An 18054-nucleotide genomic window follows, 5' to 3' on the forward strand; every position below is an offset into this window, starting at 1 on the left:
TCGGTTGGCAGTTTACAAGAACAGTTAACCAGTTTAACAATTCAGCAATTAAACAATCCGCAAAATTTACAGTTTTCGGTTGACAGTTTTCAGTTCTACATTAACAGTTAAGCAATTGATCAATTAAACAATCTATAAAGCTTTCACAGCACAGTTAACCGGTTAAACAATTAAAACGATTAAACAGCATAGCCCTACCACATCCTTGTTGAGCGTATTGCCTGGTAAACATTATTGAGTTGTAATCCTAACACAATTTCATGACTTCCATTGCTGTAACTTTTAAGTTCTGAAGTAGTTAGATCATAAGAGTAGGTTAAATTAACCAGCTTACTAAAATTGAATCCTGCCATAGCCGCATAAGAATCTTTGTGCCTGTAGCTACCACCTACCCAAAAACGATCTCTAAAAGACATTTTTACATTGGCGTCAAAAGACAGTGGCGCAGGCTTTACATATTTGAGCATAAAAGATGGGATGAAAGAAATTTCATCGTCTACATATAATTTATAACCTGCCGTTACAAATACATGCGGAACTTCTTTTCCAAGTGCATAGATATTATCAGTAGTAAAGGCTAGCTTTTGTGGCAGAATTTGTTGAACAGAAGCTCCGGCAAAAAACTGCGCACCATACAACCAAACCCCCATAGCTAAATCTGGCTTGGTTTGCCCAACTATGGTATTCCTCAATGCTGGGTCATTCTCAGTTTCCAACACCAAGTCTCGATTATTCAAATTCACCCTTTTAATCCCTGCCGCTACACCTACGGATAAATTTAATGTACCTGCCAACTGTAAATGATAGGCATAGGTTAAACTTGCATTTACTGTAGAAAGCGGTCCAGCCTTGTCATAGAACACAATGGCTCCCACCCCATGATGTGCTGGCGATGCAGTATAGTTTTGGGTATAATCATCACTTCTGGGATCATCGTTTTTATCTGGTTGCGAAAGTGGATTTTTCCATAAATATTTATCACCTAAACTCCAATGTACAGCAGCAAAAGTAGTTTGAGGTGCATCATTAATTCCTGCCCATTGTTTTCGATAACCCGCCTTAAAATCAGTATAGTTCTCAATTCCGCTTAGTGCCGGATTCAATAGAAAATTATTAAAGATATACTGGGTATACTGGGGCCGCTGCTGTGCATTGCTATATACACCGTTAAACAAAAGCAATATGATGATGATTTTTTTCAATTTATTTGATAATGGTTAGAGGGCCTGTAATTGCTTTTCTTCCGTTTTTTGGTGTAATGACATAATAGTATACCCCTACTGGCAAGCGCTCGCCATGGTATGTTCCATCGAAAGGCGCAGTATAGCCAACACTTGAAAAAACTTTTTGTCCGTTTCTATTGAAAACCTGAACCAATGCCTCTGGGTATGAATCTATAGATTTGATATTCCATACATCATTTATTCCATCTCCATTTGGGCTGAAAGAGTTTGGAGGATTGATTTCGCCAAGTACTTTCACCAAAACTTTGGCGGTCACTTCACACATTCCATCAACCGTAACTGATAAGGTATATTCGGTATCTTTTTCAGGTGAAGCTACTGGATTTAAAATATCATCCTTATCCAACCCAGTTGCAGGGGTCCATTTGTATTTATGCTTGGCACTAGGATTCGAGATCGTTGCAGGCATGGTTTTATGTCCACCAGAAAGGATATAAATTTCGGGTTCTACAATTATTTTAGGCAGTGCATAAACTTCTATGTCTCTTGTAACTGTGTTTACGCAACCATCAACAGAGGTAAATGTATAGGTAATTTTATGAATGCCCGCACCAGCAACTGCAGGATCAAATAAACCATTTGCTGTAACACCATCTCCACTAAACACCTTTTCTGCAGCGTTTAAACCTAGGGTCTCATTTGCTGTAAATTGTTTCTTAGGTGCATTGATACAAATTGGTTCCAATGCATTAAACACAAGCACAGGTAAATACTTTTTAACGATTAAATCCTTTGTTAAAATATCAGACCAGCAACCAGAGGCATTCGCAACACTAAGTTTTATTTTATATGTTTTAGCCGTAGGAAAAATAAATGTAGGGTCTTTCTCTGTTTTAATGGTTCCATCAAAGTCCCACTTCCATTGTGTAATGGCACTTCCTGAGGCAGCACTTAAATCCGTGAATTTAATTTCTGCACCAGCACATATGTCTGTTGGCAAGTTAAAATCAGGTGCGGCCAATGCATTCACCTCTACGGTAAAACTCAAGTCTAACTCGCCATTGATGCATGATGAAGTATTATTTGCCAAAACAGCAGTTGCTGATACCGTTGATATACCCGTTCTGGTAAAAATCTTATGCACTGGAGAGGTATAACTATATAAAGTTTGTCCATTTACCACACTCGTTGTATAAACAGGATTATTATCAACATAACTTGGCGAACCGTCATCGTACTTCCAGGTAATTTTGCTCAATAGGTAAGGAAAAGTCAATTTAAAATCTGTTTCCTGACCAATACAGGTTGTTGAATTGATACTATTGGAAAAGTTATTTACCAATTCTAAAAATTGGGAAGAGGCTAAATTTGTACCAGCAGAATAAGCATACGATTCTGTTTGACCAAAACCATAGGCAATCGCATTAAATCCATCATCAGCACGAAGATTAAGCGATTCTTCATATACCTGAATTTGGATATAAGAATAAGATGGATCTGATGGCATAGGCAACCAAGTTCCGTTTGTTGGTATACTGCCATTAACCCTAAAAGTAGAGGTTTTAGCCGTCTTCATGAAAACATTAATGTACTTTTCTAAAATCCTAAAATTATTGGAAGAAAATACGGTAATGTCTTTAATGTTAAATTCTATAGGATTAAGCAATACCATTTCTGGATCTCCAATTTGGAGTTGTCCGGTTGATGATGAACAGTTTTGAGATAATGAATATTCTGCAACACAGATCAATTTATCTGCCGCAACAATAGTGGATGAGGTGATTTCCCTTTCAATAAATTGTCCTTTATTCAATATCCCCATGGCAGTTCCATTTAAACTCACTGCTGTATTGTCTTCTTGTGCTAAAACTCTAATGATACATCGTCGGTTAATAAATGGAACCACCCCATAAATTTTACCCCAACTGTTAACCGAGTACAATTGTTGCAACAAGGGGTCTCTGCCATTGGTACAAACAATACCTACAGAAGTGCTTCCAGAAAATGCCGCAAAACGTTTACAACTTGAAGTATTGGGATCTGCTTCTACATAAACACCCGTTAAATCTACCGTATAACTGCTAGGTATATATTCATATACATCGCCTGCTTTTAATAGTTTTACCGTTTGTGTAGTTCCATTAGGTTCACGAATAATCACATCGGTTTTATCCTCGGCCGCTACCAATACCAGAAAATTCCTCGCCGTTATTAACCCTATATCTTGGGTATAATTCATGGAGAAATATTTTTGTCCCAATGCATCATATGGTAAAATTAAGGTGGCTGCCGAACGGGCAGATGCAAAAACATGGCTATAGGCTACTACTTTTGGCTTACCAGGTGTTACTGTGATGTGAATACCTCTATTGGTTAACACCTTATTTCCATCAGCATAATCTATATATGATGCTGATCTGGTTACCAAAAATGTAACCACTGTATTTGCTGGTATTGGTTTCGTTTCTCTATAGGTACCACAGGTTACCGTAACCTCCGAATTACTTTTAGAAGTTACATTTACGTTCATGGTAGCCAAACTACTGCCATTCGGATCATGCGTTGGAAAAACAGTCCAGAACTCTAGACCTTCATTTGAAATATTCTGCGCAACAGCTTTTGGAACAAAACCCGCAACAAACAACAGCACAATAAAGAAATAGAAATTCTTCATTAAATTAGAAACAGCGTTAACTCAACCGTGTATTAAAAATAAACAGTTTAATACAATAATAATAATTTATTGTACTAAGCTAATCTTTTTTGTGAGTTATGAATGGTTAAATGCCTAAATTTTAATATTCAAGCAATTAGCAGATAAAATAAAATTAGTAGACGGTACTATTTGTAAGCTTTAAATCGGCAGGAGCTATAAATTTATAGCCCATATTTTTCAAACTAAATATGGGCTATATACTTTAAAGAGAGAAAGGAAATAAAAACGAGATAGCTAATCTATTTTGTTTCTATTTCAAAAGTGAACATCTACGAAAGTAAGTTCTGGCGTGCGATAAATTCTAGTTGTTTATTGGCCACCAATAGTTTTTCTGTGAGTTCTTTATTTTCTTTTCTGAGGGTGTAAATTTCGATTGCTTTTTCGATGTTGATTCTTAAATCTTCTTCCATCCAAGGCTTTTGGATATATCTGTAAACTTGGCCCTTATTAATTGCATCAATTACGGCATCAATATCGGTATAACCCGTTAAAATCATACGGATCGGATCAGGGTGTGCTTCTAAAATTGAAGCTAAAAATTCTACCCCAGTCGTTTTTGGCATCCGCTGATCTGTTATAATAATGTGTATATCTTCTTTGTCTAATATCTTCCTGCCCTCGTCTGCAGACTCGGCAGTAAAAATTTTGTATAACCTACGATAAGTTGCTGCAAATGCACTCAAGTTATGTGGTTCATCGTCTACGTATAAAATATTTGCGTTCATCGGATCTTAATAAAAAGATAAAAATACTTTTTTATTATAACTCTTAAAAGACTAATTTAGTTGTTTTAACAGATAATCGTGTTTTTATTAATTATAACTCATTATTTCCTACTATAAATGCCTTCTAAAACTGGTTACGCACAACAATTATCCATGCTCATTGATCAAACATTTGAGCAAAAAAACACTTATAAGCCGCTCATTTTTAATTTAGTAGATCCCACGCAAAAATCAGCTTTTGAAGCACTCCTCCAAAACAAAAGTAATTTACAAGTTTACGATCATATTTATTCGCAAGTTGAAGAATTAATTAAGTGTTTACAGCCTACTATTGTTTTTTTACCCCCAACAGAATTAACTAAGGCTGTAGAAAATCATTTTGGCAATACAACAAGTGATGAGTATGGGGTTTGGGTATATTATCCATGGGCTGAAAAATTAGTACACATCTTAGCCGAAAATGAGTTTGCTATTGTAAGAACCAATCGCAACAAGCACAAAATTACTGCCAAAGAACAAGAGATTCTTTCTACAAAAAAAATTGGGGTAATGGGCCTTTCTGTTGGCCAATCTGTGTCGCTTACCTTAGCTATGGAACGTGGTTTTGGAGAGTTGCGCATTGCTGATTTTGACGAACTCGATTTGAGCAATATCAATAGAATCAGAACTGGGATATACAATCTTAAAATTAGAAAAACGGTCATCGTTGCTAGAGAAATTGCCGAGATTGATCCCTTTTTAAAAGTGGTTTGTTTTGATGATGGAATTACAGATCAAAACCTAGCTAATTTTTTAGAAGAAAATGGTAAATTAGATTTATTGATTGATGAGTGCGATAGCTTTGACATCAAAATCAATGCTCGAAATAAAGCAAAAGCACTTGGAATACCTGTGCTGATGGAGGGCAGCGATAGAGGCACCATTGATATTGAAAGATTTGATTTGGAGCCACAAAGACCAGTTTTACATGGTATGGTTGAACATTTAGACATGAGTAAGTACAAATCTTTGACCACTATGGACGAAAGGATTCCTTACATTACCGCTGTAACTGGTGTAGAAACCTTATCTCCTCGAATGAAAGCCTCTGCTATCGAGATCATGACTACCATTTCTACTTGGCCACAACTGGCTAGTGCTGTTACTTATGGTGGTGGAATTACGGCAGACTTGGCCAGAAAAATCATGTTGAATAACTTAAAGGTTTCTGGTCGATTTTTCATTGACATGGACGAATTGATCCATGATCCTTTAAAAACAACCAGCAAAGCACCTGCAATAGAAATTAGCCCATTGCAAACAGCAGATCTTAGTCAATTTATTGCCACACACCATTTATCAGCCAAAACTAATTTTCAGCCTACGGCAGAAGTTCTAAACGAACTAATTATTGCAGCAGGTAAAGCACCTTCTGGTGGTAATAACCAACCTTGGCGTTGGCATTTTGAAAATGGCTTATTGCATTTATTTTTAGAACAAAGTGCTGCACAAGCTTACCTCGATCCTCAACAAATTTCATCTTATATTTCTATAGGTGCATCAATTGAAAATCTATTGATAGCTGCAACAAAGCACAACCTTAATGTAGATTGGCAATTGACACCTGAATTTGCACCAATGCATTTGGCATGGTTTAGTTTTACTGAAACCCATTTGGCTAATGAAGGTGAAAAAGAACTTGCCAATCAAATCAATTTAAGGCATACCAATAGACAGGTTACACCAAAGCAAGAAATCAGTACGACAGATTTAGCTCATTTACAGCAATTGATTGAGCCCATTAAGGGTGCCCAACTCAAATGGCTGAGTGACCCAGAGCAAATTAAATCTCTAGCTGCTACATCGGCACATACTGATCTGCTCAGGATGTTTATTGAAGAAGCGCATGACGATTTCATCAATAGAGAGATGCGCTGGAACCTTACCGAGGTAAATGAAACCGAAGACGGCATCGGCATCCATACTTTAGACCTTAGCAATAACGACCGCATAGGCTTAAATTTGGTAAAAGACAAACGTACAATTGACTTTCTACAGCAGATAGAAGGCGGCAGTGCTTTTAAAAGATTAGCCATGCAGCAATTCATGTCATCGCCAATTATTGGACTCATTACCATGCCCACTACAGCTATTCAGTCATTTATAGCTGCAGGTAGAGCCGCAGAAAGAGTTTGGCTAGGCGCTACTGCATTAAACTTACAAGTACACCCCGTTAATGTTCCATTGATATTTTTCCATAAAAATTCCATTGAAAATAATTTAGACCTACCAGAAAAAGAAAAAGCACGCTTACATCAATTAGAAAATAACTTTAAAGAAACATTTGAACTAGAAAAAGGCGAACAAGCCATGTTTATGTTCAGGTTATTTAAAGCCAATGCATCTCCAGAACGAACAATCAGAAAATCAACCGCTAAAATATTTTCAATTGGAAGACCATAAACCACATATCGAGAATTTATATTTCAGATCATTCAGAGCAGTTGATGACAGAGCATCCTGCATGAAATTTATTGAAGGACACACCCATGTATTAGAAATTTTTGGGATTACCCAAATTACCTCAGCAAAAATAGATTGGGTTTTAAACCCCAATGTTTATGTGATTTTGGTAAGCGCAGAGGAAAATGGAAAAGCATTGGCGGGAAGTAGGATACATGTTGCTGATGGTAAAACCCCCTTACCTATTGAGGATGCGGTTGGAGAAATGGACAGTAGAATTTACGACATGGTTGAAGAACGTCGAGCAGCTGGTACCGGAGAATTTTGCGGTTTATGGAACTCGTGGGAAATTGCAGGTTTAGGTATTGGAAGTATGCAATTGAGCATTGCTTGCGTAGCTTATGCAGGCTTGATTAATTTAAACACCTTATTTGGTTTATGCGCTCCTGCAACTTATCGCAACTCTATTAGAGGTGGCTTTAGGGTGATTAAGGAAATCGGGATCAATGGGAAATTTTATTACCCCAAAGAAGACTTGACCGCAACTTCTATCTTAATTGACGATATTGAGAACTTACAATTGACCTATGATGATGTAAAAGCAGATATCATGACTTTAAGAAATAATCCAATTTCTATGCGACAGATTCCTTCTAAAACTGGCGAAATGATTAACTTACATTTTGATTTAACCTTACGCTAGGTATGAAGAAGATATTTACTTCGCTATTTTTATTTGTTCTTCTACTTTCCCATTATACTGGTTACTGTTCGCTTTATCCAAACGACCTTGTATCTCAAGGCTTTGGCGTTTCTGTATATAGAGATGTAACCAATAAAGACGACATCAAACAGGTATTGCAGAAAAAATTTGTAGCTACAGATGCTAAAATTTTCAATTTTGGATTAGACAAAGCTACCTATTGGATTAAGTTGGATTTAAAAGAAAATCATCACTACATCAATAGGGTATTGTTTATTGATCAAGCTAGGCTTTCGTTAGCGGAAATGTATGTTTATCGCGATCAACAAATAGAGCAATCGCCAGAATATAACCCACTTTCTTATGTGCAGACCAAATTTACACAGGGTAAAATTTTTAAAGTTCCAGATAGCTTAACCAAGGGAACTGAGCTCTATCTTCGTTTAAAATCAAAGGAAACCTTTCTAGCTCCAGTAACGATAGTTGAAGAAGGTTATTTGTTAGAAACATTTTCTTTAAGAGGTATTGTATTTGGGTTTTATACTGGCATTATGGCCATTATGTTTGTATACAACCTTTTCTTATATATCATTATCAGAGATAAGAGTTACCTATACTATATTTTTTATATCTTTTCAATTTGGCTTACCCAGGTTACCATACAAGGTTATTCATCTAAATATTTTTGGGACGACAATTCTCAGATCAACAATTATGCTGTGGTATTGTTCTCCTGTATTGGGTTAATCTTCGCTAGTTTTTTCACCTTATCTTTCTTAAATACAAAAGTATTTTCTAAGGTATGGAACAACTTGATTACTGGACTATACATCCTCACCTTCCTTAACCTGATCATTTTATTTGCTTTCAGTATCAGTGTTGCGTTTATCATTATGCAGGTGTTAACCTTAACCGGTGCCATTTTTGCCTTAGCAGCTGCCTATTTTGTATATTTTAAAAAACATTTCAAACCTGCTGGTTATTATTTGGTGGCCTGGTCTGTATTACTTTTTGGGGTAATCCTTTTCATCATGAAAGATTACAGTATTATTCCATACAATAACTTTACCATTTATCTTTTACAGATTACCTCTTCTATCGAAGTAATGTTGCTTTCTTTTGCGTTGGCAGATAAAATCAATTTCTTTAAAAAGGAAAATGAAGTAGCGCAGGCACAAGCCTTAAATGCCTCTTTAGAGAATCAGAAATTAATTAAAGAACAGAACATTGTCTTAGAAAAACGGGTACAGGAAAGAACGGAAGAGTTACAGAACGCAAATTCAACACTTAATGTAACCCTAACCAATCTAAAAGACACTCAATCTCAATTGGTCGACGCCGAAAAGATGGCTGCCCTTGGTCAGTTAACTGCTGGTATTGCTCACGAAATTAACAACCCGATCAATTTTGTTACTTCTAACATCAAACCTTTAGAGTTAGACATTAAGGATCTAAAAGAAATCATCACCCGATATGAAGAGATTGATTTTTCTAAGGATGTAAAAGAGCAAATGGATGAGATCGAAGCTTTCAAACAACAAATAGATCTCAATTTTGTGAATAACGAAATCACATCGTTACTCTCTGGTATTAGTGAGGGTGCCAAACGTACAGCAGAGATTATTAGAAGTTTAAGAAACTTTAGTAGAGTTGACGAGACTGACATGAAGCCTATTGACTTGAATGAAGGCTTGCAATCGACATTGGTTTTGGTAAGAAATAATATCCCAGATAATTTAACTGTTGTAAAAGAATTTGGCAATTTACCGAAGGTAGAATGTCAGCCAGGAAAGATCAATCAGGTATTTATGAATTTGGTTTCTAATGCTATCCAAGCTATTAAAACTAAAGAAAACCAAAGAGATGAAGAGTTTTTAACGATCAAGAGCTGGTATGCAGATCAACAGGTAAAAATTAGCATCAAAGATACTGGTATTGGTATGACTGAAGAGGTAAAACATCGAATTTTTGAACCTTTTTTCACTACTAAAGACATAGGAGAAGGAACAGGTTTAGGATTATCAATTGTATTTAGTATTATTGAAAATCACAAAGGTCATATAGATGTTATTTCAAAGATTAATGAAGGAACAGAATTTATTATTACCTTGAACGTAAATCCCTAAATAACGCCAAGACCATGAGACCCCCTAGTGTTAGAGTATTATACATTGATGATGAGGAGAACAACTTATCAGCATTTAAAGCCAGTTTCAGAAGGCAGTATGAAATTTATACCGCCATATCTGCAGCAGATGGCTTAAAGATCCTTCAAAGCGTTGATATTCAAGTGATCATTGCCGATCAAAAAATGCCCAACACTACCGGAGTAGAGTTCTTTAAAAGCATTACCGAAACCTATCCAGATCCCATCCGTATTCTTTTAACAGGTTATACCGATATTGAAGCACTGGCAGATGCGATTAACCATGGAGACATTTATCGTTACATTACCAAACCTTGGAATGACCTAGAGCTGCACAACTCTATTAAAAATGCATACGATGCTTATAAAGCAAAAATAGATCTCAGAAATAAAATTGCGGAATTAGAAAAAACAAACGACGAGTTAAATCGCTTTATCTACAGCATATCTCACGAGTTAAGGGCTCCATTGGTATCTGTTATTGGTATTGTAAATTTGGTAAAACTAGAAAACATGTATAATTCTAGTGGCGAATATTGGAGTTTGATAGAAACATGCTCAAATAAGCTCGATTATTATATTCAGAAAACCCTACAGTACTACAAAAACAATAAAACAGTAGCAGAAACAAGTGAGATAGACTTCAAAACCTTGGTTACCGAATTAATTGAAGTACATGCTTATGCTGATAAGGATACCCAGTTTACCGTAAATGTAGTTCAAAACATGCCTTTTAAAGGTGATCTTTTCAGGATAGAGGTAATTTTAGGCAATTTGATCTCTAATGCCATCAAATATCAGAAAGTTAACGAATTAAATAAAAAGGTAAATATTGACATTGAAGTAGGTGCTGCACTAGCAGAAATTAGCATCAGCGATAATGGAATGGGTATCTTAAATGAGCACCTAGAAAAAATATTTACGCAATTCTTTAAAAGCAAGGTACACCACGGTAGTGGTTTAGGCCTATTTATAGTTAAAGAAGCATTGAATAAAATCAACGGTCGTATAGCAGTGAGCTCTGATGTTGATAATGGAACAACCTTTACAATTACTATTCCAAATGCAAAGTAAAACTAAAAGAGTAATGCTGATTGATGATAATGAGATTGATCTTAAAATCAACGCAAAACTGATCAGTTTAACTAAATTATTTGAAGAAATCATCATTTGCCAATCTGGCGAAGAGGCACTTAATTATTTAAATAAGCACCTTCAGAACGAAAATAAATTACCCACTTTTATCTTATTGGATATACAGATGCCAGAAATGGATGGTTTTGAATTTCTGAACCACTACAAACAATTTTCAAGATCTTTTACCGATACCTGCCCTGTTGCTATGCTATCATCCACTTTAGATTTTGGGGATATCCAAAGAGCAGAGGCAAATCCTTATGTAATTAAACTTTTAAAAAAGCCATTTTCGCCAAAAGAACTTTTGGCCTTACTTTAAAATAGACCAATACTCTTCTTTATCGACTATATAAAAATATGATCACAAAAAAGCCGCTCTGAAATTAATCAGAGCGGCTTTTTTTATTTAAGGTTTACGCTTACAATTTAAAACCGTAAGCCAAACGTAGGCCAAAATAACCTGTATTTACGCTATTTTTAGATAAACCTTCATATTTGGCACCTAAATCTAAACCATTACTCCATGAGTAACCAATTGCTGGCGAATACACAAACGAAGTACCACCACCAGATTGCGTAGAAAAACCAGCACCTGCCTCTGCTAAACCATAAGCACCAGAGCCAGAATCGTTAAAGAAATACTTTAAACCAACTTTAGCTGGGATATAGCCAAAATCTGCATAATCAATACCTGTATTGCCAATTTCTTTTCCCATTAATCGGGTATAACCAGCTGTAATCGGAACTGATAATTGTTTGTCTATATCAAATTGATAGCGAAGATCAGCTCCAATAGCAAAATTATAAGCATCACTTGTAGGGACACCCACATTAACACCTACTCCTAATTTTGGAGATTGAGCATTCGCATTTGTAGAGAAGAATAAAGCTACTGCAGCTACTGCAGTGGCTAAAAATTTAGTAGATCTTTTCATTTTATTTTTACTTTGTTAAATTCATAACTATAGGCTTTATTACCTAATGTATGTGTTTAAACAAATTGTATGCCACAAGGTTCTTACCAAATGTCAATATTTGATAATTACCTAGCATTTAAGGAGCTACAAAACCCTCAAAAAATCCAATTTACACTGGTATTACAATTCTGTTGCACAAAAAATTGAGCTGTAGCATTTGGCAGAAACCGAACCATCTGCCTCAATAAGGAAACATAGCGAGTTGAATAATTTAATAATTTCGTTATAGTTAATTATTTGTTCGTTATAATTAAATGTTTAACTGCTCTGTTATTTCTGCCCCTCACGTTGTAGGTATAACTCTTATCGAAGGTTAACATTTTCACTTTAGGATGTGTATATATTTTACGAATAAATTCTGTTTCTTTAATAATCACCATCCATTGTGCCTTGGTTTGAATTAAAAAAGAAGCTAAACGCTGCTGATCGTTTTGTGTAAATGCACTTTGGTCGTATTCAGAAAACTCACTGTCATAGGGTGGGTCTAAAAAGATAAAATCTTTGGCTTTTAAATCAATCTGCGAAAGGAAAGCTTCAAAATCTAAATTAAACAATGCTGTTTGTTCAAACAATGTAGTTACTCCATCTCTAAAAATTTTGCCTGCCTTATGGCGGAACTTTCTGCTGTTGTAGGCAATACCTCCATAAGGGATATTAAATTCGCCCTTGGCATTGAACCTAAACATAGATCCATAACAAAATTCTCTTACAAAATACCAGTTGGCAGCTGCCTTTGCCGGTTGCAGTACTATAGTTTGTTTGTATTGTTGATTGAGTAATTTTCTAAAAAAAAGATAAACCCCACTCCTAATCCCAGTTTCGAAATGAGATTCCAGTTCTGCAGTATTAAATTTTCTGGTTTCCTTTTTACAGATATTTTTGATACGCCTGGCTTTATCAAAGATACTGCCCAGAAATATTTTTTTGAATAAGGCAATATCAATCACAAAATCTTCTCGATTAAACAACAAGCTCGATTTTAAAACTAGCGTATATTGTTTCAGTAAAATTTCTTTCAGCTCTGCTTCACTTTTGGTGTCCTGAATATATTTTTTAAATACTGCCAAACATTTACTCCATAATTTCTCATTAATCGTTTGGAGCTCTTCCCAAGCATCAACATATTTATAAAGTTCGCTCTTAAATTCGGGCTGACCAATCTGTCTGTAAAAATTAATCAGATCGGTACTTTTATCGTTAATGAAAGATTTTCCTTTGGGCTGCAATGCAAAAAACACACCCCCACCACCAAAAAATGGTTCAATGTATCTATCAAATTTTGGAATGTGATTGGCAAATGAGGCAAATTCATCGTACTTTCCCCCCGTCCATTTTACAATTGGCCTCAACTTTTTGTTCATTAATTTTGATGTTTTAATAGTCTGCATGAGTTCGCCCTAATGCTCGATTATTTACACAACGAATATGCGATTATTTTAAATCAATTTTATGTTCGATCAGCTGAATTGCATTTTCTTTTAAATGCGGATCATCGGCAAGCAGCCAATTGATCTTTATGCCATCTTTCTCCATTTTTCTAAAAAAAGTCATCTGTCGTTTGGCAAATTGACAAATAGCGATCCCTAGGCGTTCTCTAAGCGTTGTAAAATCCATTTCATTAGCCAGATAAGCTGCAATAAACTTATATTCCAATCCGTAAAAAATTAACATTTCTGCACTAATTCCATTTGCCATTAAAGCACTAACTTCTTCAATAAGTCCATTTTTTAGCCTGTGGTCTAATCTTTCAATTATTTTGCTCCTTCTGGTATCTACATCGGTATAAAGACCAATAACAAGTGGTTCGATCTCTGGCCTTTCTATCTTTTCTAGGCTATTTTGACTTAAATAAGCCGCTATTTCTATCGCTCTGATCAATCTTTTAGCAGAAGAATAATCAGCATGTTTCCGTAGGTCTTCTGCATAAGTATTTAATTTTTCGCTTAACTGTTCTTTGGTAAAGCCCTGCAATTGCAAGCGCAAATCTTCATTCACCGGAATAGCCGTCAGTTCGTGGTTTTGTAAAACACTATGGATGTACATTCCTGTGCCGCCACAAAGAATTGGGAGTTTATCTATAGCCCGAATGGTTTGATAAGCTTCGTAAAAATCTTCTTTAAAGGCATTCACCTGATATTTTTCTCCAGCAGCTTTGATATTGATGAGGTGATACGGTATCTGTTGATCACCAAGCTGGTATTCATTCAGATCTTTTCCGGTACCAATATCCATATCTTTAAAAACCTGTCTGCTATCTGCACTAATTACCTCTCCATTCAATTGAGCGGCTAGTGCAACAGCCAATTTGGTTTTACCTGCTGCTGTTGGGCCAAGTATTACAATTAAAGGGTTAGACATTTTAAAAATATAGGTGATACTTTAGGTTTCCGGTATTGAAAAGTTTGACATAGCCATTCTCTGCCAAGAAATCATCCAAATTTAAAACATTTTGAGCTTCAAAAGCGGTCAATATGTTTTTTGGTAGTCGATGTTTAAAATAACGTATTAAAGTGGTAGTGTTTACATACAAAATTCCTGGTTCGGTTAGCTCGCTCAGGTTAAATCCAAGTTTATCATAACCTTTACCTAAAGACCAATCTCTGTCTGCATAGGTCATGAGGTCGTTGATTTTAATTTGTTTGCTAAAATGTTTGATCAATTTACTTAGCCCACCCACTATGGTCAATCCATCTTTTGAGGCAAAGCGAACCAACTCTGCCGATTGATAGTCGGCACCTTTGCTTTTCATTGGTCTGGTATCGCTAAAACTGGCTACAGCAATCAAATCTCCGTCAGCAACCAAACCATAACTATATTTTGCCTTGACGTAACCTTGGAGGTGATAGGTATTGAAGAAATTTAAGGTCTGCTTTTGATCAACTGTTTCAATCTTGGCTTTTCTTCCATGGAAACTTTTATTTAACCCCAGAAAAGATCGAAAACGGCTCAACACCTGTTCTCTTCTTGAGAGCCAAACATCTTCCCAGAGATGCACCAAATGCACCCCTTGCTTTTGAAACCTTTCTTGTAGGGCAATAAGTTCTGCTGGTGTAAAATGATGAACTATAGAAATGAGATGGACAAAAAAATGTTCATTACAGGCAATAATGGCATAAGGTTCGGCAGGTAACATCTGCACCTGATGATTAAAATCTTGTACAGTTAAAAAAACATCTTCTTGCCAAAAAGGATTTAAACCCACCCTTTTTGCTTATAAAATGTAAAAGTTACCGCAAGTGCCTCATCAATTTGAGCCATTAAGGTATCATCCATCCTTTTGATGTTAAAACATGATTTGCCTTTTAACAGCTTCAATAGATCTGGATGGAGCATTGCTTTCAGTTCTGGTTCGATATACAAAGACATCAAATAAAAACCTACATAGCCTTTAAGTATTTTCACGCTCGTAAAATACATCGGTGCTTCTTTCCTTCCCTCAAATGACACCTTTCTTTCACTCCACAGCTCATAATTTGTTTCGCTGTTAACCAGCGCTGTAAATCCATTAGCAGTATAAGGCTGAAGGCCTGCCCTAATGGTTTGAAATATCTCTACAAAATCTGTCTTCATAGCTGATCGTTTTTATGGTGTTTTTTTTAACAACACTAATTTAACACCAATTGTTCATTTAAACGAAATTATAAATTTAACCACCATTTATAGGTCGGATTATTTTCTCCTAAAGTAAAAGATTCGCCCAATTGCGGAGTTACTATTGGCAATTTAAGCTCTTCCGCTTTTTTCACTACAAGTTTAATCGGTTCATCCCAGTCATGTAAGGCCAACTTATATTTGCCCCAATGTACCGGCATAAACACTTTTGCATTCAGGTCTATGCTAGCTTGTGCAACCTGCTCCGGAAACATATGGATCCACGGCCACATTTTATTGTATTGTCCACATTCTAAAATGGCCAGATCAAATGGTCCGTAGGTAGCACCTATGGTTTTAAAATGTGCATCATAACCAGAATCGCCACCGAGATAAATGTTGTTGTTTTTTGTTTTAAGCACAAATGAAGACCATAAAGTTTGGTTCCTTTTAAATAACCTACCCGAAAAATGTCTTGCAGGTGCTGCCGTAAAACTGGTACTTGGCAAAGGCGATGTTTGTTCGCCCCAGGCCAGTTCGGTAATTTGGCTTGGTTTTACCCCCCAATGTTCCAAATGTGCACCAACCCCTAAAGAAGTAATGAAATGAGTAGTCTGATCTTTCAATGCTAAAATTGAAGCATAATCTAAATGGTCGTAATGATCGTGCGTAATTAAAATAACATCTAGTTTTGGAAAATCTTTTGGTGCAATAAAATCAGTTCCTGCAAACCTTTTGGTACCCATAAATTGGAAAGGTGAAGTTCTTTCGCTAAATACAGGATCTACCAAAATATTCTTTCCATCTACCTGAATAAGATAAGACGAATGCCCAAACCAAGTTATTTTTAGTTTTTCAGAACGATTAAAATCAGGTGTAACATGAGGCAGTGCTTTTTTGGGCGAACCATTTTCATTCCCCTCAATCATCTTTTTGATCATTTGCCAATAAGAAACATCATCTGGCTTGGTGGGCGTTAGCGATTGATTTTTAATTTCTCCATCTTGGTACATGGCCAGATTTTTAATTTTCTCTAGCCTTTTTCCATTGGGATGTTTTCCAAAAACAGGAAGGTTTAAGATGTAAATGACAATTAAAACAATGACAACAAGAATTACTGCCCAGGAATAGTTCATCTTCAAAACAATTTAAGCCACAATGATAGACACAATTTCATTAGCCTACAATTAAACCAACTCTAAAACCTATTCAAATGCTATAATTTGACATTTGACAGGTACAAAAAAGCCCAGACAATGGTAATTGCCTGGGCTTTTTTATTTATCATAACGAGTACTTAGTTTTTCTTTTGTACCCTACCGCTTTTTCTATCTTCTGCTCTACCAATGGCGTAACCAGCACCTGCACCTGCTAAACCACCAATAATAGCACCCCTACCATCTTTTTTATCAATTAATATACCGCCCAATGCCCCAACTCCAGCACCTATTGCAGTACCTTTGGCAGCATCGCTCCAACCTTTTTTCTTGTTAGTAGTAGTTGTTCCTCCAGAATAGGTAGTTTTAGAACCACTAGAAGTATATACCGTATTGGCACGTCTGGCGGCGGCTAATTCTGCCTGATGTTTTTCTTCAACCAACCTTTGTTTCTCTGCAACTTCTGCCCTTTTAAAACTGTCTAATTTTAAACTGTCTTTAACAGCAATTATAGCTTGTTGTTTTGCCAAAGCCTCTTCTTTTGCTCTATTGCCACATGATGCTAAAACTGTAGCCAATGCAACTATTGCGAATATCTTTTTCATGTCTGTTATAGAATTTAATTAATAAGTAAATACCATAAAGAAAAAATGATGCCAAGATTGACCATTGTGGAGAATACTTTTTCTCGAGACCTTAAAGGTTGACGCTATGATTATTACACAACAACGATAAAAATCCTTTAATTTTCGCCTAAAAATGCCTATATTTGCACAACGGAATATCAATATGCTATTCTCTTAAATACCTACGAAACAATTTTAACATTGTTTCAGCATTCCAATCTTTAGCAGGCCGTACCGTTGTCCTGCAGGATAAAACAGATGTCTTGATCACATTTCATCCTTAACTATTTCTAGTTAAAAACAGATCAACAACAGGTAAAACCAGAGAACAGTCGGTTTTTTAATTAATACAATTTAATATGGCAAAGTCTCAGGCTACTTTCATGAAAAAACAGTTAGAGAAAAATAGACAAAAGAAAAAAGAGGAAAAATTAGAACGCAAGCAAGAACGTCAACAAAACTCTACAGGTGGAGATTTGGAAAGCATGATGGCCTACGTTAATGAATTTGGAGAAATTGTTTCTACACCTCCAGAAAAAAAATAATTGAGTATCACAACTCCCGCAATTTGAAGCGGGAGTTACCAATTCTACCCCTAAAAATCTTGACGATTTATTGGCTTTTCAGCTATGATTTAGGGTTAAAAAATG

General features: G+C 35.9%; 16 protein-coding genes. 6 read left to right on the forward strand and 10 right to left on the reverse strand.

Features of this window, described 5'->3' with window-relative positions; translation table 11 throughout:
• Positions 1-194: 194 nt before the first annotated feature.
• The 3 genes from AQF98_RS20020 to AQF98_RS20030 all read right to left on the reverse strand — a co-directional run bounded on the left by AQF98_RS20020 (position 195) and on the right by AQF98_RS20030 (position 4625).
• Positions 195-1202, reverse strand: a complete 1008-nt coding sequence (locus tag AQF98_RS20020) for a type IX secretion system membrane protein PorP/SprF (protein WP_055133750.1) — start codon at positions 1200-1202, stop codon at positions 195-197.
• Position 1203: 1 nt separating this feature from the next.
• Positions 1204-3858, reverse strand: coding sequence for a gliding motility-associated C-terminal domain-containing protein (locus AQF98_RS20025; protein WP_055133751.1), 2655 nt, complete (start codon positions 3856-3858; stop codon positions 1204-1206).
• A gap of 311 nt (positions 3859-4169) precedes the next feature.
• A complete protein-coding gene (locus tag AQF98_RS20030) occupies positions 4170-4625 on the reverse strand; it encodes a response regulator (RefSeq protein ID WP_055133752.1) in 456 nt (151 codons plus the stop codon).
• A 117-nt stretch (positions 4626-4742) separates the two neighbouring features.
• Between AQF98_RS20030 and AQF98_RS20035 the strand changes: the two genes are divergently transcribed.
• From AQF98_RS20035 to AQF98_RS20055, 5 genes are read left to right on the forward strand one after another with little or no spacing between them, the layout of a single operon-like run.
• The gene (locus AQF98_RS20035) at positions 4743-7067 is read left to right on the forward strand and encodes an Rv1355c family protein (RefSeq protein ID WP_055133753.1); all 2325 of its coding nucleotides are present in this window, start codon (positions 4743-4745) and stop codon (positions 7065-7067) included.
• On the forward strand, positions 7054-7770 hold the full coding sequence (locus AQF98_RS20040) for a hypothetical protein (protein ID WP_152969771.1): 717 nt from the start codon (positions 7054-7056) through the stop codon (positions 7768-7770). The genes AQF98_RS20035 and AQF98_RS20040 overlap by 14 nt, the downstream gene beginning before the upstream one ends.
• Before the next feature lie 2 nt (positions 7771-7772).
• Complete coding sequence (locus tag AQF98_RS20045) at positions 7773-9896, forward strand: 7TM diverse intracellular signaling domain-containing protein (RefSeq protein WP_055133755.1); 2124 nt, start codon at positions 7773-7775, stop codon at positions 9894-9896.
• Between the two features lie 14 nt (positions 9897-9910).
• Positions 9911-10990, forward strand: a complete 1080-nt coding sequence (locus tag AQF98_RS20050; protein WP_055133756.1) for a hybrid sensor histidine kinase/response regulator — start codon at positions 9911-9913, stop codon at positions 10988-10990.
• Positions 10980-11372: a two-component system response regulator gene (locus AQF98_RS20055; protein ID WP_055133757.1), complete on the forward strand. Its 393-nt coding sequence runs from the start codon at positions 10980-10982 to the stop codon at positions 11370-11372. Before AQF98_RS20050 ends, AQF98_RS20055 begins: the two co-directional genes overlap by 11 nt.
• Positions 11373-11472: 100 nt before the next feature.
• Here AQF98_RS20055 and AQF98_RS20060 read toward each other — a convergent pair whose 3' ends face one another.
• The 7 genes from AQF98_RS20060 to AQF98_RS20090 form a co-directional block, all read right to left on the reverse strand.
• Entirely contained in the window at positions 11473-11988 is a 516-nt protein-coding gene (locus AQF98_RS20060; RefSeq protein ID WP_055133758.1) for an outer membrane beta-barrel protein, read from the reverse strand.
• A 275-nt stretch (positions 11989-12263) separates the two neighbouring features.
• Positions 12264-13391, reverse strand: coding sequence for a DNA adenine methylase (locus tag AQF98_RS20065; RefSeq protein WP_055133759.1), 1128 nt, complete (start codon positions 13389-13391; stop codon positions 12264-12266).
• 70 nt (positions 13392-13461) lie between these two features.
• A complete protein-coding gene (gene miaA / locus AQF98_RS20070) occupies positions 13462-14388 on the reverse strand; it encodes a tRNA (adenosine(37)-N6)-dimethylallyltransferase MiaA (RefSeq protein WP_055133760.1) in 927 nt (308 codons plus the stop codon).
• Between the two features lies 1 nt (position 14389).
• On the reverse strand, positions 14390-15232 hold the full coding sequence (locus tag AQF98_RS20075; protein ID WP_055133761.1) for a hypothetical protein: 843 nt from the start codon (positions 15230-15232) through the stop codon (positions 14390-14392).
• A complete protein-coding gene (locus AQF98_RS20080) occupies positions 15223-15600 on the reverse strand; it encodes a hypothetical protein (protein ID WP_055133762.1) in 378 nt (125 codons plus the stop codon). The genes AQF98_RS20075 and AQF98_RS20080 overlap by 10 nt, the downstream gene beginning before the upstream one ends.
• Positions 15601-15668: 68 nt before the next feature.
• Positions 15669-16757: an MBL fold metallo-hydrolase gene (locus AQF98_RS20085; protein WP_055133763.1), complete on the reverse strand. Its 1089-nt coding sequence runs from the start codon at positions 16755-16757 to the stop codon at positions 15669-15671.
• A 161-nt stretch (positions 16758-16918) separates the two neighbouring features.
• A complete protein-coding gene (locus tag AQF98_RS20090; RefSeq protein ID WP_055133764.1) occupies positions 16919-17383 on the reverse strand; it encodes a YMGG-like glycine zipper-containing protein in 465 nt (154 codons plus the stop codon).
• Positions 17384-17763: 380 nt separating this feature from the next.
• Between AQF98_RS20090 and AQF98_RS20095 the strand changes: the two genes are divergently transcribed.
• The gene (locus AQF98_RS20095) at positions 17764-17949 is read left to right on the forward strand and encodes a hypothetical protein (protein WP_055133765.1); all 186 of its coding nucleotides are present in this window, start codon (positions 17764-17766) and stop codon (positions 17947-17949) included.
• The last annotated feature ends 105 nt before the right edge of the window (positions 17950-18054 follow it).

The sequence above is a fragment of the Pedobacter sp. Hv1 genome, from assembly GCF_001412215.1.
In the GTDB taxonomy this organism is placed as follows: domain Bacteria; phylum Bacteroidota; class Bacteroidia; order Sphingobacteriales; family Sphingobacteriaceae; genus Pedobacter.

Bases quoted from the DNA above. Each gene is read 5' to 3' on its own strand.
- AQF98_RS20025 (WP_055133751.1), bottom strand. From the start codon at position 3,858: ATGAAGAATTTCTATTTCTTTATTGTGCTGTTGTTTGTTGCGGGTTTT.
- AQF98_RS20030 (WP_055133752.1), bottom strand. From the start codon at position 4,625: ATGAACGCAAATATTTTATACGTAGACGATGAACCACATAACTTGAGT.
- AQF98_RS20035 (WP_055133753.1), top strand. From the start codon at position 4,743: ATGCCTTCTAAAACTGGTTACGCACAACAATTATCCATGCTCATTGAT.
- AQF98_RS20045 (WP_055133755.1), top strand. From the start codon at position 7,773: ATGAAGAAGATATTTACTTCGCTATTTTTATTTGTTCTTCTACTTTCC.
- AQF98_RS20050 (WP_055133756.1), top strand. From the start codon at position 9,911: ATGAGACCCCCTAGTGTTAGAGTATTATACATTGATGATGAGGAGAAC.
- AQF98_RS20055 (WP_055133757.1), top strand. From the start codon at position 10,980: ATGCAAAGTAAAACTAAAAGAGTAATGCTGATTGATGATAATGAGATT.
- AQF98_RS20060 (WP_055133758.1), bottom strand. From the start codon at position 11,988: ATGAAAAGATCTACTAAATTTTTAGCCACTGCAGTAGCTGCAGTAGCT.
- AQF98_RS20065 (WP_055133759.1), bottom strand. From the start codon at position 13,391: ATGAACAAAAAGTTGAGGCCAATTGTAAAATGGACGGGGGGAAAGTAC.
- miaA (WP_055133760.1), bottom strand. From the start codon at position 14,388: ATGTCTAACCCTTTAATTGTAATACTTGGCCCAACAGCAGCAGGTAAA.
- AQF98_RS20080 (WP_055133762.1), bottom strand. From the start codon at position 15,600: ATGAAGACAGATTTTGTAGAGATATTTCAAACCATTAGGGCAGGCCTT.
- AQF98_RS20085 (WP_055133763.1), bottom strand. From the start codon at position 16,757: ATGAACTATTCCTGGGCAGTAATTCTTGTTGTCATTGTTTTAATTGTC.
- AQF98_RS20090 (WP_055133764.1), bottom strand. From the start codon at position 17,383: ATGAAAAAGATATTCGCAATAGTTGCATTGGCTACAGTTTTAGCATCA.
- AQF98_RS20095 (WP_055133765.1), top strand. From the start codon at position 17,764: ATGGCAAAGTCTCAGGCTACTTTCATGAAAAAACAGTTAGAGAAAAAT.